Annotated in this window: 9 protein-coding genes and 1 pseudogene; 2 read left to right on the plus strand and 8 right to left on the minus strand. The window is 71.2% G+C overall.

Going from position 1 to position 13,720, the window contains the following annotated elements:
- Positions 1-13: 13 nt before the first annotated feature.
- From V6U89_RS26280 to V6U89_RS26300, 5 genes are read right to left on the minus strand one after another with little or no spacing between them, the layout of a single operon-like run.
- Positions 14-478 carry an FHA domain-containing protein gene (locus tag V6U89_RS26280; protein ID WP_334574640.1) on the minus strand — a complete coding sequence of 155 codons (465 nt, stop codon included), beginning with the start codon at positions 476-478 and terminating at the stop codon, positions 14-16.
- Positions 475-1,125 (minus strand): 4Fe-4S single cluster domain-containing protein, encoded by a 651-nt coding sequence (locus V6U89_RS26285; RefSeq protein ID WP_334574642.1) that lies wholly within the window; start codon positions 1,123-1,125, stop codon positions 475-477. Before V6U89_RS26285 ends, V6U89_RS26280 begins: the two co-directional genes overlap by 4 nt.
- Positions 1,125-2,990, minus strand: a complete 1,866-nt coding sequence (locus tag V6U89_RS26290) for an AAA family ATPase (RefSeq protein WP_334574644.1) — start codon at positions 2,988-2,990, stop codon at positions 1,125-1,127. The genes V6U89_RS26285 and V6U89_RS26290 overlap by 1 nt, the downstream gene beginning before the upstream one ends.
- Positions 2,987-4,213, minus strand: a complete 1,227-nt coding sequence (locus V6U89_RS26295; protein ID WP_334574646.1) for a hypothetical protein — start codon at positions 4,211-4,213, stop codon at positions 2,987-2,989. Before V6U89_RS26295 ends, V6U89_RS26290 begins: the two co-directional genes overlap by 4 nt.
- A 41-nt stretch (positions 4,214-4,254) precedes the next feature.
- Positions 4,255-8,070 carry a CHAT domain-containing protein gene (locus V6U89_RS26300; protein ID WP_334574649.1) on the minus strand — a complete coding sequence of 1,272 codons (3,816 nt, stop codon included), beginning with the start codon at positions 8,068-8,070 and terminating at the stop codon, positions 4,255-4,257.
- Positions 8,071-8,564: 494 nt separating this feature from the next.
- Here V6U89_RS26300 and V6U89_RS26305 point away from each other — a divergent pair, with 494 nt between their 5' ends.
- Positions 8,565-8,720 (plus strand): hypothetical protein, encoded by a 156-nt coding sequence (locus tag V6U89_RS26305; protein ID WP_334574651.1) that lies wholly within the window; start codon positions 8,565-8,567, stop codon positions 8,718-8,720.
- A 457-nt stretch (positions 8,721-9,177) separates the two neighbouring features.
- On the opposite strand, the gene V6U89_RS26310 is transcribed toward V6U89_RS26305, so the two are convergent.
- The 3 genes from V6U89_RS26310 to V6U89_RS26320 all read right to left on the minus strand — a co-directional run bounded on the left by V6U89_RS26310 (position 9,178) and on the right by V6U89_RS26320 (position 12,194).
- Positions 9,178-10,023: a tyrosine-type recombinase/integrase gene (locus V6U89_RS26310; protein WP_334574653.1), complete on the minus strand. Its 846-nt coding sequence runs from the start codon at positions 10,021-10,023 to the stop codon at positions 9,178-9,180.
- Complete coding sequence (locus V6U89_RS26315) at positions 10,013-10,315, minus strand: hypothetical protein (RefSeq protein ID WP_334574654.1); 303 nt, start codon at positions 10,313-10,315, stop codon at positions 10,013-10,015. Before V6U89_RS26315 ends, V6U89_RS26310 begins: the two co-directional genes overlap by 11 nt.
- Positions 10,316-10,544: 229 nt before the next feature.
- On the minus strand, positions 10,545-12,194 hold the full coding sequence (locus V6U89_RS26320; RefSeq protein WP_334574656.1) for an MBL fold metallo-hydrolase: 1,650 nt from the start codon (positions 12,192-12,194) through the stop codon (positions 10,545-10,547).
- Positions 12,195-13,078: 884 nt separating this feature from the next.
- Between V6U89_RS26320 and V6U89_RS26325 the strand changes: the two are divergent.
- Positions 13,079-13,660, plus strand: a pseudogene (locus tag V6U89_RS26325) (IS256 family transposase); the annotation flags it as partial.
- Positions 13,661-13,720 lie beyond the last annotated feature (60 nt).

The following is a 13,720-nucleotide window of genomic DNA, read 5'->3' on the forward strand; positions in this document are numbered from 1 at the left end:
GTCTCCTCTGGGTTCACACCGGTTCTCCGAACTCGTTGAGCTGCACGATCCTGCAGGGAACGTCGAGCCCCAGGCGTAGTTCCTGCCCGGCTCTCAGGGCCACCGGCACGCCGGGGGTGACCACCTGGCCGTCGACGAAGGTGCCGTTAGCGGAGTCGAGGTCGTCCACGTGGAGGCGGCCGTCGGTCCAGAACAGCCGAGCGTGGTTCCGGGACACCTGGTCGTAGTGGTCGATGCCGCCGCCGCGGAAGACCGGGCTGGACCGGCCGATGCGCAGCTCCATGGCGGGAATGTCGACCAGCTGCCCCCAGGGGCAGTCGATGGCGAGGCCGCTCGAGGCTGGGGCTGCCGGGGCCGGGTCGGCGGCGGGCGTCTTCGGCTCGGTCCGCTCCCGCACGAGCTGCACGAGGTCGTCGGGGCAGCTGCCCGGACGGTCCTGCCGGACCGGGCAGCCGCCGACGGGGCACACCCAGGTCACGGCCGCCACGACGACCGTCCGAGGTGGATGCCAGAGCTGCGCAGTGAGCGCTCCATCAGGGGCAGGGCTCCGGTTCGCGGCACACCTACATAGGAGACGTCGTCGTCGCCGACGACGACCTGCATGGGCGGGCGCTCCGGCCGGTGCGCCAAGAAGCCCGCGTAGCGCTCCCGGCCGAGGTCGCTGAGCAGGTGCAGCCGCTGGTTGGCCGAGCCGCGCCAGATGAGGGTGGTGGGCTCCGCCGCGCGATACGGGCCGGTGATGAGGGCATCGACCAGGCCAGGGCCGGAGGGCACGAGCGCAGCGAACTCGTGGCGCTCACGACCGGTGTAGACCAGCACGTCGGCCTGGTCCGCCCCGGCGGGGGCTGGCGTGGAGCGCACCGCGCGGAGCAGGGCGAGCAGGGCCTGCGGCTGCTCGGTCGGCTCGCCGCCGCTGACGGTGAGGCCGGTGGCGCCGCGGGCGAGCGCCGCCGCCCAGGCGCCGGCGAACCAGGCATCGGGCACCTCGATCCCGCCGCCGGCCGGCCAGGTGTCCCGCGACATGCAGCCGGCGCAGGCGATCGGGCAGCCCTGGAACCAGACGCCGAGCCGGCGGCCGGGTCCGAGCGCCGTGACCGGGAAGAAGACGCGCGCCAGCCGGGCCATCAGGTCACCTCCACGCGCCAGTCGCCGTCGGAGCCGGCGATCGACGTGAGTGTGATGACGGAGCCGGGCACGGGCGCCTTGTCGAAGATCCACCTGCCGAGCGGGTTGACCACCACGGTTTCGACCAGGGTGCCGATGGCCCGGCCACCGTCGGCGAGGCGCTCGAGCATGATGTCGCTGAGCTTGACCTCGACGTCGGGCCGGATCTCCAGCCGCAGATCGTGGGCATGGGCGACGCGGGCGGCGACTGAGCGCAGCGCCTTGGCCAGGATGAGCGGCGCGACGTGCGGGCGAATGTAGTCGAGCACCACATAGCTGTCGCCGAACCGGTTGCGCAACTCGGGGCGGCCGAGCGTCTGGTTGAAAAACCGCGTGAACGCGTCCCGCAACAGCTGCTCCACCTGGGCCGGCTGGGTGTGGTAGCTGACGGCCGGCGGTCCGACGGCCGCGGGGGCTTCCCCACCCTCCGGGTTCTTCGGCTCACTGACGCCGAGGTTGGAAGTGAAGACCAGGAAGCACTCGGTGAAGTACACGGTCGCGCCGCGGCCGTCGGTGAGCCGGCCGTCCTCGAGGATCTGCAGGAACAAATCGAAGATGCGCGGGTGGGCCTTGTCGATCTCGTCGAAGAGCAGGACGCTGACCGGGTTGGCGCGCACCGCGTTGGTGAGCTCTCCGCCCGCGGCGTAGCCGACGTAGCCGGGCGGCGCCCCGATCAGCCGCTGGTGGGCCTCGTCGGCCCGGAACTCGCTCATGTCGAAGCGGTGCGGCTTGGCGTCCTCACCCAGCACCAGGGAGGCGATCGCCTTGGCCAGCTCGGTTTTGCCGACGCCGGTGGGGCCGGCTAGGAACAGCACGCCGCGCGGCCGGTTCGGCGAGCTGGACGCGTGCGCGCCGTTGAGTCCGACGGCCGAGCGGATCAGGATGTCGACGGCCTTGCGCACCGCCCGCTCCTGGCCGACCACGCGCTGGTTGAGGTACTCCTCGGCGGTGCCGATTTTCTGCCGGAGCCGCTCGGCGGACCACGGGTCGTCCGTGACGCCGACCTGCAGCAGCCGCGCGGCGTCGGCGTAGCGGTCGGCGGGCAGGCCGCGGTCGCGGGCCAGGCGGCCACACGCGATGACGTCGCGGACGGTCATGTCGTGCGTCACCTCGGCCATCGCGTGCGCCCGAGCCCGGCGGTCGTACGGCGCCGCCGCAGTGAACAGGATGCGCGCCGCGGTCGCCCGGACGTCGAGGGTCGGCCGGGGTACCGGCACCACCCGCAGCATCGGGCTGCCGATGGGGAACAGCGGATGGAGCTCCTCCTGCCGCTCGCAAACCCAGACGAGGGTGTTGAACGGCGCCATCGCGGCGGGCGACCCGTGCCCGCGGGTGGGCGCGGCCTGATGGCCGAGCACCTCGGCGCGGGTCAGCAGCGCGCGGTCGGCCGGATCGAGCAGCCCGTCGGCAGGGGCGAGCCGGGCGGTGTACGGCAGGATCAGCGCGACCGGGGCATCCCGGTTCTGCACGACCTGGACGAGCAGGTCGCCAATCGCGGCCGGGGTGTCGTAGGTGCTGCTTAGCAGCGGTGCCATCCACTCGCGCGGCTGGTCGTCGGCCCGCACGTCAACCTTGGCGGTGACCGGGTTCAGCACGAGCATCGCGGCGTAACCGCGCCCGGACACCACCGTCCACACGATATCGGGCAGCTCGACGAGGTCGACCGTGTCGTCTTCGCCCGGGTCGGCGTCGCCGGGCTTGCGAGTGACCACCGGGTACAGGTCGCGGACGTTGCCGCTGAGGAGGATCTGCGGGTGCAGGGGCAGCGACAGCTCGATCTCGCGGGCCCAGGCCGGCAGTGCATGCCCGTACTCCGGTGCTGTCATGACGTCCTGCCCTTCGCCTGCTGGTTGGCCTGCCGCTGCCGCGCGTGCTCGGCCGCCTTCCGGAGCTGCTCCGCGCGCTGCCTCTCGGCCGACGCCTCGGGCTTCGCGGCGGCCTGCCAGTGCTGGGCGGGCATGGTCGCGACCCGGGGCTGGACCGGCCTGCGCAGCACCGTCTGCAGGCGCAGGCCGCCGGTCGCGAGCTTCGCCTCGATCAGGTCGAGGTCGGCGCAGACGAGCTGCTGGGCGTGCTGGTCACCCCGGTCGTCGTCGACGTCGTCGCGGCGCACGGTGGTGGCCATGAACCGGTCACGCTCAGAGTCGATGCTCAGGCGCACGCCGTAGTCCGGGGTCTTCGCCGAGGTCAGCAACGTCACCTGGCGGTCACCGGCGAGCAGGGCGTCGAAGGAGTCGCCGAGCTCGTACCCCTGGGCGCGCAGGGCGGCCAGCACCTGCTCGGTGACCTCGGCGCGGGCCTCGCGGCGACGGTGCGCGGCCACCGCGGCCCGCACCTCGTCGCCCAGGCCGGCCAGCTCCGCATCCGGCGTCTCGGCGACGCGCTCGCGCAGCGCCGTCCGCCCCTCTCCGGGCAGCTCGCCGACCAGGCTGAGCAGCTCAGTCCGGGTCTGCTCCGCCTGCTCGAGGTCGCGGCGGAGCCGGATCGACGCCGCCACCCGCGATTCGAGGTCGGTCAGCGCGCGGCGCGCGTGCACTGCGTCGAGGCCGCCGACGCGCTCCGCCAGCCGGACCAGGTCCACACGCTCGTCCTCGGCGCAGCGCGGGGCCTCCATCGCGACCAGCTCCGCGGCGGCCCTTGCCAGCGCAGCGACAACGGTGGCGTCCGCCCGAGCCCGCTCCTCGGCGAGGGCCGCGCCGAGCGACGGCTCCGCCGGCAGGTCGTCCGCCACGGCCGGGGTCGCCGCCCAGCGCGCCGCCCGCTCCTGGGTACGCTGCGCCACCGCGCCCTCCAGCCGGGCCTCCAACGCATCGAGGCTGGTGCGGGCCTCGGTCACCGCGATGCTCAGCTGCGCCGAGTCGGCGTCCGCGGCGACGTCGGCGATTTCGGCCGAGGCGGCCCGGATGCCCTGGGTCGCGAGCGCTGCCTGGAGCCGCCGCAGCTGCCGGTGCCGCACCCGCAGCCGCTCCAGCTCCGCGCGCAGCCCCGCCTGGCGCTCCCGCTCCCGCTCCCGCTCATAGGCCCAGTCGTAGGACGTTCCGGAACTCAAGGCAGCACCCCCGGCCAAGGAAAGGAATTCATATCGCCTCGTTAACGGCCCAAGTGGACGAAGCCGGCCCAGCGGTACGGCTCCGCGAGTCGGTCCGGGTTGACCTGGCGCAACAGGCCCGCAGCGCCGTCGGGCACACTCCGCCGCGAGTCGAGCATCCACAGCTGCGCCCGGCGCAGGGCCTCGCCGGGATCGCCGGGCGCCTCGCGCAGGAAGTGGTGGAGCATGTACATCAGCAGCCCGGTGCTGGCGCTCGGGACCGCCCAGAGCGAACCGACGACGGACGCGGCGCCGGCGACGAGGAACGCGGTGGACAGGGTGAGCGCCTCGTCGTACTCCCCGCCGGCGACGTTCGTGGTGCACGCAGCCAGCACCACCGTGCCGATCCGTCGGTGCGCGGCGGCGAGCCGGATGAGGTCATCGGCGCGCAGCGGGCCGCCGGCCAGGCGCAGGTGGGACTGGCTGGGCCGGTCCGGTTCGATGATGCCGTGGCAGGCGGCGTGCAGGACCGCGGCGGGCGGGGCGGCGGCCGCGGCGAGCCAGGCCAGGACTTCGTCGGGCGTGCCGGCTCCGACGGCCGTGGATGCGGGTCGGCCGAGGTAGGTGGCGTCGGGGTAGAACGACCGGCGGATGCGGTCGGCCTCGTCGGCCGCGCTCGGCAGGTCGCCGGTCGGGTCGGCGATGATCAGCGCTGGGCCGGTCCGGCCGAGGGCGACGTTCTCGGCCTCGCCGGCGGCCACCGGCAGGCGGCCAGCCGAGTCGCACCAGGTCCGGGCGGACGCGGCGTAGGAGATGGCGGCATCCTGCACGGCGTAGCGGCGCTCGGCGCCGTCGACCAGCCGCCAGGCCGCGTGCCAGGGCACGACGGAGAGGGTGCCGATCGGGACCAGGACCAGCCGGGGCGGACGGTCCGGGGTGAGACCGCGGCAATGGTCGACGAGCGGCCCCATCCCGGCCCGCCAGGCCCACGACGACAGCTGGCTCAGCGACCACCGCCAGGCCTCGACGTCGCCGCCGGTGAGGACCTGCACGACACGGTAGGTGTGCAGATACCAGTCGAGCGGCGAGTCGTCGAGCCGCAGCGCGGGCAGGGCGAGCAGGTCGATGCGGCCACCCGAGGTGACGACCACCGCGTACCCCGGCTCGGCGGTGTCGCTCGCGACAAGGTAGACGAGGGCGTCCCGGTCCGAGGCGGCGAGGGCCGCGCGAATCTCGTCGATGGTCACGGCCGCGAACAGCTCCGCCTCGCCGAATGCCCCGGCGTCCCGGGCCAGCGTGGCCACCACCCGGTGCCGCAGGTCGGCCACGTCAAACTGCGGATCGGGATGGTCGAACCGCTCGCCGGCCAGCCACTGCGCGGCGAGCGCCGGCTCGCCCCGGGCGACGAGCGCGTCGTGGACGGCCCCGGCCGCCGCGGCGACGCCGAGGACCATGCCGCGGCCGGCGTCGAGCGCCTGGACCAGCTCGGCGAGGATCGGCTGCCGGTCGGCGGGGACCGCCGCCTCGGCATCATCGCGGCACCACTGGGCCGCCAGCCGGACGTCGTCGGCCCGCCGCCGGGCCGCCTCCAGACCGTAGTCGGCGTCGTACTGCAGGACGATCTGCCACGTCCGCCCCCGCAGCGCGGACAGCACGTGGGCCCGCCCCCGGGCCAGGTCGTCGCGGCCGCCCGGCCGCCGCTGCAGCCGGGCAAGGTTGAACCATGCGGGCGCCCACGACTGGTCACTGGGATGGCGGCAGCGAGCCACGCTCTCCGCCGCCCAGCGCTGCGCGGCCTCGCCGATCATCGAGTCCGGGTGCCGATCAAGCAGGTCAAACGTCAGGTTGACGGCAATGATCAGCATGGTCCCGCCGATCGACTGGCTGGCGCTCACCGCTTCGACGGCTTGGACGAAGGCCCTGCCGGCGTCGGCTCGCTCGGCTGGAGTGCCGTGGTTGTACGCCGCCGTGACGCTCGCCGCGGCCGCCATCACCCGGACGATCTGGGTGAGGTGGTAGCCGAACAGCCCGCCGGAGAGGGCAGCGCTCGACGGCAGCGAGTCGACGAACGCGTTGATCTCTGCGGTACCGGCGCCCTCGCGGAGCATGCGCGGCAGGCTGAGCGCCGCCCCCAGCAGCCGTTCCAGTGGGTTCGCCGCGTCGCCGGCAGGCAGCAACGCCACCGCCCGCTCCATGTCAGCCTGCAACCGGGCGCGGTCGCCATCGATGCCGGTGCGGGTCATCGAGGCCAGCGTCTGGAACAGCTCCAGTTGGCGGCCGAGCGTATGGTTTTCCGCCGTGTCGCGGCGCGCCCGGTACAGGCCGCTCACCGCGCTGTCCAGGTCGCGGATGTCGCCGGTGCGCAAGCCGCGCAGGAGCTTCGCCACCGACATCATCTGGCGCAGGTGACCGGTCGTCGAGGTGTCGAACTCCGGCATCGCCATGGCCTCGGCCAGGGACGTCAGGCCGTAGTCGCCGGCGCCGCCGTCCGCCTCGTATGCGCCGATGGCGCCGTCAACGATCGTCAGCAGCTGCGCCCGGTGCGGGTCAGGCGGGTGGCTGCGGGCGAGCGCCAGCAGCTCGCGCAGCCGCGAGATCTCCGGGCTCAGCAGGTCGTCAGCCGCCAGCATCATCTGGTGCGTGAGGACCACCGCGGCCACGTCGGACCGGATCTCACCGTCGCCGTGCGGCTCGTCGCGCAGGATCTCGTCCGCGGCAACCACCAGCGGCACCCGGGTGGCGGCCGCCTCCTGCTCGCCGACCTCGCCGGCCGCCACCCGGCGCTTGTCGAGGTCGTAGCGGGCCTTGAGCCGGTCGCGGTGGGCGACCAGGCGCAGGTCGGCGTCCGGCAGCCCGGCGTCGATCGCCCCGGTCATCGCGTCGGCGACGCGGGCGAGGTCGTCGACGTCCTCCAGCTGCACCCAGCGGGCCAGGTAGGCGTTCGCCTGCCACAGGCGCGGGTACCAGCCGTCGGCCGGGTCGGTCTCGGCGTTGGCGGCGACGCCGGCCCAGGCCGCCGCGGACGTCAGGTCGTCGGCGTCCTGGTACAGCTCGCCGCGGTCGCCCAGCAGCTCGGCCAGCGCCATCGCGAGGTTGGGGTCCGGCTTCGGCGAGATCTCCGCCGCGTGGCGCAGGCACCGGATCGCCTCGTCGCGGTCGAGGTGGTTGTCGTCGCGCTCCAGGCGCTCGGAGAGGAACAGGTACTGCGCCCACCGCAGGTTCACCACACGTGGCTCGGTCGCCGGGTCGAGGCGGGCGGCGGTCCGCTCCGCGAGCGTGATCGCGAGGTCCGCGTCGCCCGGGTCGCCGTCCTCCTGGCCGCGGGCGTGGTACGCCCAGCACAGCAGCAGCGCCCCCGCGGCCACCTCGGCGACGTCTGCCGGCAACTCGTCCACGGACGGCGCCAGCAGCGCGATGGCGGCGTCGAGGTCGGGCCGCCGCCCGGAACGCTGGTGCCGCTCGGCGTGGCCGGCACCGAGCATCATCCGCAGGTTCGCGGTCACGAGCGGCTCCGCGTCGTCGTCGAGCTGGACTGCCGCGACCGCGTCGATGAGCGCGTCGAGGTGTTGCGCGGCGTCGGGCTCCTCGCGGTGCTCGACGTAGCGGTCCCAGTACAGCTCGGCGAGGAACACCGCGAGCGGGCCGCGATCGATCCCCGCCGCATCAGCGAACGCCCGCTCGCACCACTCGATCGCCGCGGGCAGTTCGTCCGGCGATCCGCCGTCGACGCGGTACGCGTGCGCGATCGCCCGGCAGTAGCACCAGAACGCGCGGTCCGGATGGTCGCCAGCGTGCTCGGTGGCGAACGTCAGGTCCTCGATCGCCGCCTCGAGGTCCGCCGAATCGAGGCCGATCTCGTACGACTCCAGGTACCACATGCCGCGGTGCGCACGATCCGCCACCGGTTCTGGCGCGACCGCCGGGGCCGATCGGTCGGGGCTGTCGGAGGCCGCAATCATCACCCGTCCAAGCTCACCGGGCTCGGGCGGGTTGCCCGGCCTGCCTGCGGGAAGTAGATGCGTCACTGTATCGACACGCAGAGATCGGAAACAATGACCCGATCCGGTTCGCCCGAAGCGACGATCTGGCACTGCCGAGCGACCGAAAGGTATTTCGTTCCGGCAACCGACATCCATCCGTCCCTCGTCCACCGGCCGGCCCGGCAGCGCGGCCGGATCCAAGAACAGCGGAGGCCCGGCCGTTTGGATAGGGCCGTCGTCGAGTCCGTACAAGTCCGTACAGCTCGCCGTACGGGCCGCAGACGGCTGTACAGACCCGGCTAGCGGCGCCCGCGCCTTGCCGGCCGCCGCGGCGCGCTGCTGATGTGGCGGCGCCGCAAACGCCGCACCCGCAGCGGTGGATCGTCCAAGACGTGATCGACTACGCCCATGTGCTGCGCAACCACCGCAATCTGGTACACCCGAAGAAGCAGCTCAAGCAGCGCTACGCCCCGGATGCCGACACCGTTCGGATTGCCTGGAACGTCGTCGTGGCCGCACTGAACGACCTCGAACAGCTCAAGATATGAACTCGGTTTGCAAGTCGGATTGAGGGTGCCGTGTTCCGGCGATCGCAATAAACTAAGAACGCCGCAGCCGCCGGATCTCCGCCCAGTCCTCCACGCTCAGCACCTCCCGATGCTTCAGGAGGTGGTCCAGATCCAGCCGAACCACGTGGTCAGTTTCAGCCGAAGCCGACAGCCGGATGCCGGCAGCAGGTGTCGCGCAGCGCGAACACCTACTGCCGGATCATCCAGCGATAGGTGGCTCTGCTGAGACGTCGTCAATCTGAGGCAGTGTGTGCCGGCCAGCGGCCGATATCCTTCGAGGCGGCGAGTGAATGTGGCTGTCCGGTCAGCGCGGACAGCGCTTCAGCAACGACGTGGATGTCGGCTTTGATGTATGTGGTGGTGGCGGAGCCGCGGCTGTCGGTGTGGCCGACGTAGGCGCGGGCTACTCCGTAGCTGAAGTGGCGTTCTACCCAGGTCAGGGTGGTATGGCGTAGCCAGTGAGTAGAGATGCGTGCACGGCGGCCCAGGGCAGTCGCTCACCGATGCGCTTCCACAGGTGGTCGTAGCGACGGCTGGTAATTGGCTGGCCGTTGCGGTAGCGCAGCAGCCGGTCGGTGGCCAGAACGGCGCCGCGGGCCAGGGCGTGCTCGTGCAGGTGTCCCGCGAGGTCGAGGGTGATCGGCTGCCACCGTACGGTGGATCCTTTCTCTGTCAGGCGGACAAGCCCGTTGGCGGTGTCCAGGTCAATTAGCCGGAGGGCGAGGGCACCGCCGCGCCGGCAGGCGGTCTCGGTGTGCAGGCGCAGCATCAGGGCGTCGAGGCTGACGTCGTTGCCGCTGCTGCGCGCCACCGCATTGATCTCCTCCAACTCCCATGCCGTCAGGGCGCGGTGGGTGTTGGGCAGGCGGCGGGGTTTGGCGACGCGGTGGGCGGGACTGACCAAGGCGTCGATCAGACCATCGGCGATTGCCCGGGCGTAGAAGGCGCGGGCGGCGACGACGCGCTCGCCGGCGTGCCGGCCGTTGCGGTTGTTGCGCCGCGACCGCGCCGTCGCGGTCATCTGCTGTTTCATCGCCTCTACGTCGCTGGCCGCGACCGCGTCCAGCCGTCGGTCGCCCCAGACCGCGGCCATGCGCTCCCAATAGGTGCCGTGGGTACGCCGGGCGCCCGGGCCTGCCGCAGCGATGACGCGGGGCAGGTACTCGGCGACCGTCGGCACAGCCACCAGGACCTCGGCGGCGGACTGCAGGTCGGTCACGGTGACGCCCAGGTGGGCCAGAACCTGCCGTGCGGTGGCAAGGGCGGCGGGGTCAGCGGACACGGACGCCTCCCGCGAGCCGAGCGTGTACGTCGACGAGCAGTCGAGCGACGATGCTGGCGGGGTGCACGACAAGCAGATCATGAGCGACAAGAGCAGCCAGCAGCACCGGCTGCCCGTACTCGATGCGGCACAACCGGCGCGCACTTGCCGGTAGAGGCAGTTCACCTCGAACGCCCACCTGGTGCCGTCCGTCGCTGGCCGAACCGATGACGAGTAGCTCCTGATGCGGTTGAATGTCGAGGCGATGGCCGGACGGCCAATCCAACGCATTGAGGATCGGTTGCGCGGTCACCCGACCGCAGCGAGACGGGAACGCCATCCCGAGCACGAGCGCAGGCGCACCAGCCGACGCCGGTAGGGCGACTCGGGCCGGTAGGACGGGCATCGCGGTGGGGCGCGGGCGTGGACGGTCGGGCAGGGCAGCCGGTACGAGCGGGCGAACGAGCTGTTCCCTGCCCAGTGGAGAAGGTTGCGTCATACCGCGGATAACTCCGCAACTGTCTGTCTGCCTACTGGGGGCGTTACAGCGACATGTGATGGTTGCCCGCGGTGCTGCTGACGCAGGTGCCGTGCTGTCGGTGGGTCGCAAGATGACGTGGCCACAGATGGGCTCGTTTCGTGCCGTTCTGCGCGACGCACAGTTCTGCGGTTATCTGTAGGGAGGCCGGTAGGGGGTGGGTGCCGTGGTGCGGCGCGAGCATGAGTGCGTAGTGGGCCGGGCTGAGGTCCGTCGCGGCCAGCCATGACAGGACGGGATGGCTGGCGTCGCCGAAGGCGATGAGCCGGCCCGGCTCGGCGTCCTCGAACACCAGCGACATATTGTTGTTGGCGCGGCGCATCCGGTCCCACACCACGCGAAAGTCTTGCTGGAGGTGCTCGGGGATGTTCAGCCGGTCGACGTCGAGCCAATGTCCATCGTCGCCGGCATCTTCGGCGTCGAGCAGGTCCGGGATCTCGCCCAGATCGCTGCCACGCGAGGCGGGCCGCTGCGGGATCTCGCCTCGGGATGTTCGCAGCCATCCGCCGGTGCGGGCCGCTTCGAAGTTGTCCTTCAGGGCGGGGTTGCCGCTGTCAGCGAGTGATCGAGCGAGTTTTTCGAAGGCGAGTACCGCGTTCTGGACCTGACGGATCACGCCTGGCGGCAGTATCGGCGGTGGCCACAGCACCTCATAGCCTCGGCCGCCGGCGAGGAAGGCGCCACCGGCGCCACGAGACATCGGGGTGTAGCGCAGCCCGCGGTCGGTGACGGTCTCAAGCTCGAGTGCGAGATCCAGACTGCGGACGCCGGTGACGAAGCGGGCCATCGCCAGATAGCTGAGCGCGTACTGGGGTACGACGCGTGGGGGGCGTGGTGAGATCAGGCGCAGTCGACGGAAGCGCTGGCCCCGGGCGCGCATGCGCTCCGCGAGGCGAACGAAGCCCAAGTAGTGATCGACGTCGAAGTGAGTGACGATGATGGTCTTGATGAGTTCGGGCCGTCCGTCGAGGGCGTCCAGTAATCGTTCACACGCGTCGTCGGCGGAGACGCTGTCGCTGCCGCAGTCGATCACGGTCACTGACTCACGGCCGTCACGTCGGGTCCTGATGATGGTGCAGGCGCCATCGCCGACATCGAGAACGCTCACCAAGTCTCGGCGCTGCGGTAAATCAGAAGGCTGGGCTGGCGGGCCTTCGGGGCCGGGGTCCGGTTTCTTTCGCGCCACCGCTGCCAGCCGCCGGCTCTGAGGGTCGGGTGGCAGGCCACAAATCCTCGCGATTGACCCCAGGCTGTTGAACAGGTCGTTCTTGAAGGCGTTCCTCGGGACCGAGGTGTTGATCCACTGCACCGCTCGGGTGTGGCGGAACCCGGGCGGTGCATCCGCCTGGTACCGATAGCGGCCGACGATACGGCCGATCGCCATGCTTCCCACGTGATTGCGGTACGGCATGGCGACGTAGTCGCCCGGGCTCATCACCGCCAGGAAGCGCCACAGCTGGCCGGCGAGATTGTCGAGTCTCTTCGCAGCGTCCCCGGGATGGACTGTGGCAAGGCGGGCCCGCACCTCGGGCAAGCTGCGGCACCGCGAGATGTCGCCCAGTTCGGGCCAGTCGGCGAAGACCACGCCTTGCGTGATCGCCTCCTCGCCCCCACCATCCTGTTTGCTGGTCCGCACCATCCAGGAACCCGTCACCGGCCCTCTCCCTTCAGCCGCACGGTTCGTGGCCGCAGGACCTCACGTGCAAAGCGCACAGCCGGGCCAAGGTGCTCAGCGCCTCGTTGGTGGGCGCCGGGGACGGGAGCGATCAGCACGTCCGCGATCCTGCCCTACGGCCGGTCCAGTGCGCAGCAGCGGTCCATGGTGTGCGCCTCCAACCGAGGCGCCTCTCCCCCAACGACATCGTTGAGGCATCCACGCGACGGACCGATGGTGAGCACCACGGCTGCGGGCCTTCGATGTCGGCCGCTGAGACCGGTGCCAGGCGCGCTCGAAAGCCATCACCATCAGAGTTGGGCGGCCGCGACCGATCGCGGCCGCCCTCGGAACCTGCCCGGGTTTGCAAGCGACGTCATGCTGCATGAGACTTCGGTCAGGCGCTGCAGTAGACGTCGAACGATCCTTTCGTCACTGCCCGTACGTACGACTCTGTCCCGGCCAACAGGCGCAGCTGCTCCTCGGTGCACTGCCGCACCGACAGGCCGGGTTGGACCAGTACGGTCCGGAAACGTCGCTGGCCACCGCCCGAAGTTGTTGGCCACCCAGAGACCATGCCCGGCGTCATCAAGGACCTCCAGCTTCCCGGGCGGTACCAGGAGCTGACGAACAAGGTTGCGCTCCACCTCCAGTGAGCGCGCCCAGACATTCGCGGTGTGAACTACCAACCCGACCACCACCCGTCGACCCCCGTCACCGGACTGGCGCGGACGGCACCGCCCCCCGATCCTGTGTCCCACACCGTCGTCGGTCGGCCGCCAGGCATCGAGGGTGCAGACGTTGGTCGCCTCCAGGGAGTGTGGATCTAACGGTGTTTCCGGCCTGACCCATTGGGCGTTGTGCCTGGTGAGGAGGGTGCCGTGATGACCGCGACACTGAACGACCAGACCGGACGGAAGAAGCGGCCTGAGCCGTCGGCGGAGGCGAAGGCCGCCGCCGAGCTGGTCCGGGCCGCGAAGGAACAAGGGCTGTCGTTGACGGGTCCTGACGGGCTGCTGAAGCAGTTGACCAAGACGGTCCTGGAGACCGCGTTGAACGAGGAGATGACCGAGCACCTCGGCTACGAAAAACACGACCAGGCCGGCGCCGGGTCGGGCAACATCCGCAACGGGACCCGGTCGAAGACGGTCCTGACCGATACGACCGGTCCGGTGCAGATCGACGTGCCCCGGGACCGTGCGGGCACCTTCGAGCCGCAGATCGTCCGCAAGCGGCAGCGGCGCCTGTCGGGGGTCGACGAAGTCGTGTTGTCGCTGTATGCCAAAGGTTTGACGACCGGTGAGATCTCGGCGCACTTCGCCGAGATCTACGGTGCCTCGGTCAGCAAGGAAACGATCTCGCGGATCACTGACAAGGTCATCGAGGAGATGGTCGACTGGTCGCACCGGCCCCTGGATGAGATCTACGCGGCGGTGTTCATCGACGCCATCGTGGTCAAGGTCCGGGCTCTGTCGCTCGTTGTGTGAAGGGGTCAGTGTGCGAGCAGGACGCGTTTGCGGAGTAGG

It is taken from the genome of Micromonospora sp. CPCC 206171, from assembly GCF_036906755.1.
GTDB lineage: Bacteria > Actinomycetota > Actinomycetes > Mycobacteriales > Micromonosporaceae > Micromonospora > Micromonospora purpureochromogenes.

Excerpts from the sequence above, each read along its gene's own strand:
- V6U89_RS26285 (WP_334574642.1), bottom strand. The coding sequence starts at position 1,125 with ATGGCCCGGCTGGCGCGCGTCTTCTTCCCGGTCACGGCGCTCGGACCC.
- V6U89_RS26290 (WP_334574644.1), bottom strand. The coding sequence starts at position 2,990 with ATGACAGCACCGGAGTACGGGCATGCACTGCCGGCCTGGGCCCGCGAG.
- V6U89_RS26300 (WP_334574649.1), bottom strand. The coding sequence starts at position 8,070 with ATGTGGTACCTGGAGTCGTACGAGATCGGCCTCGATTCGGCGGACCTC.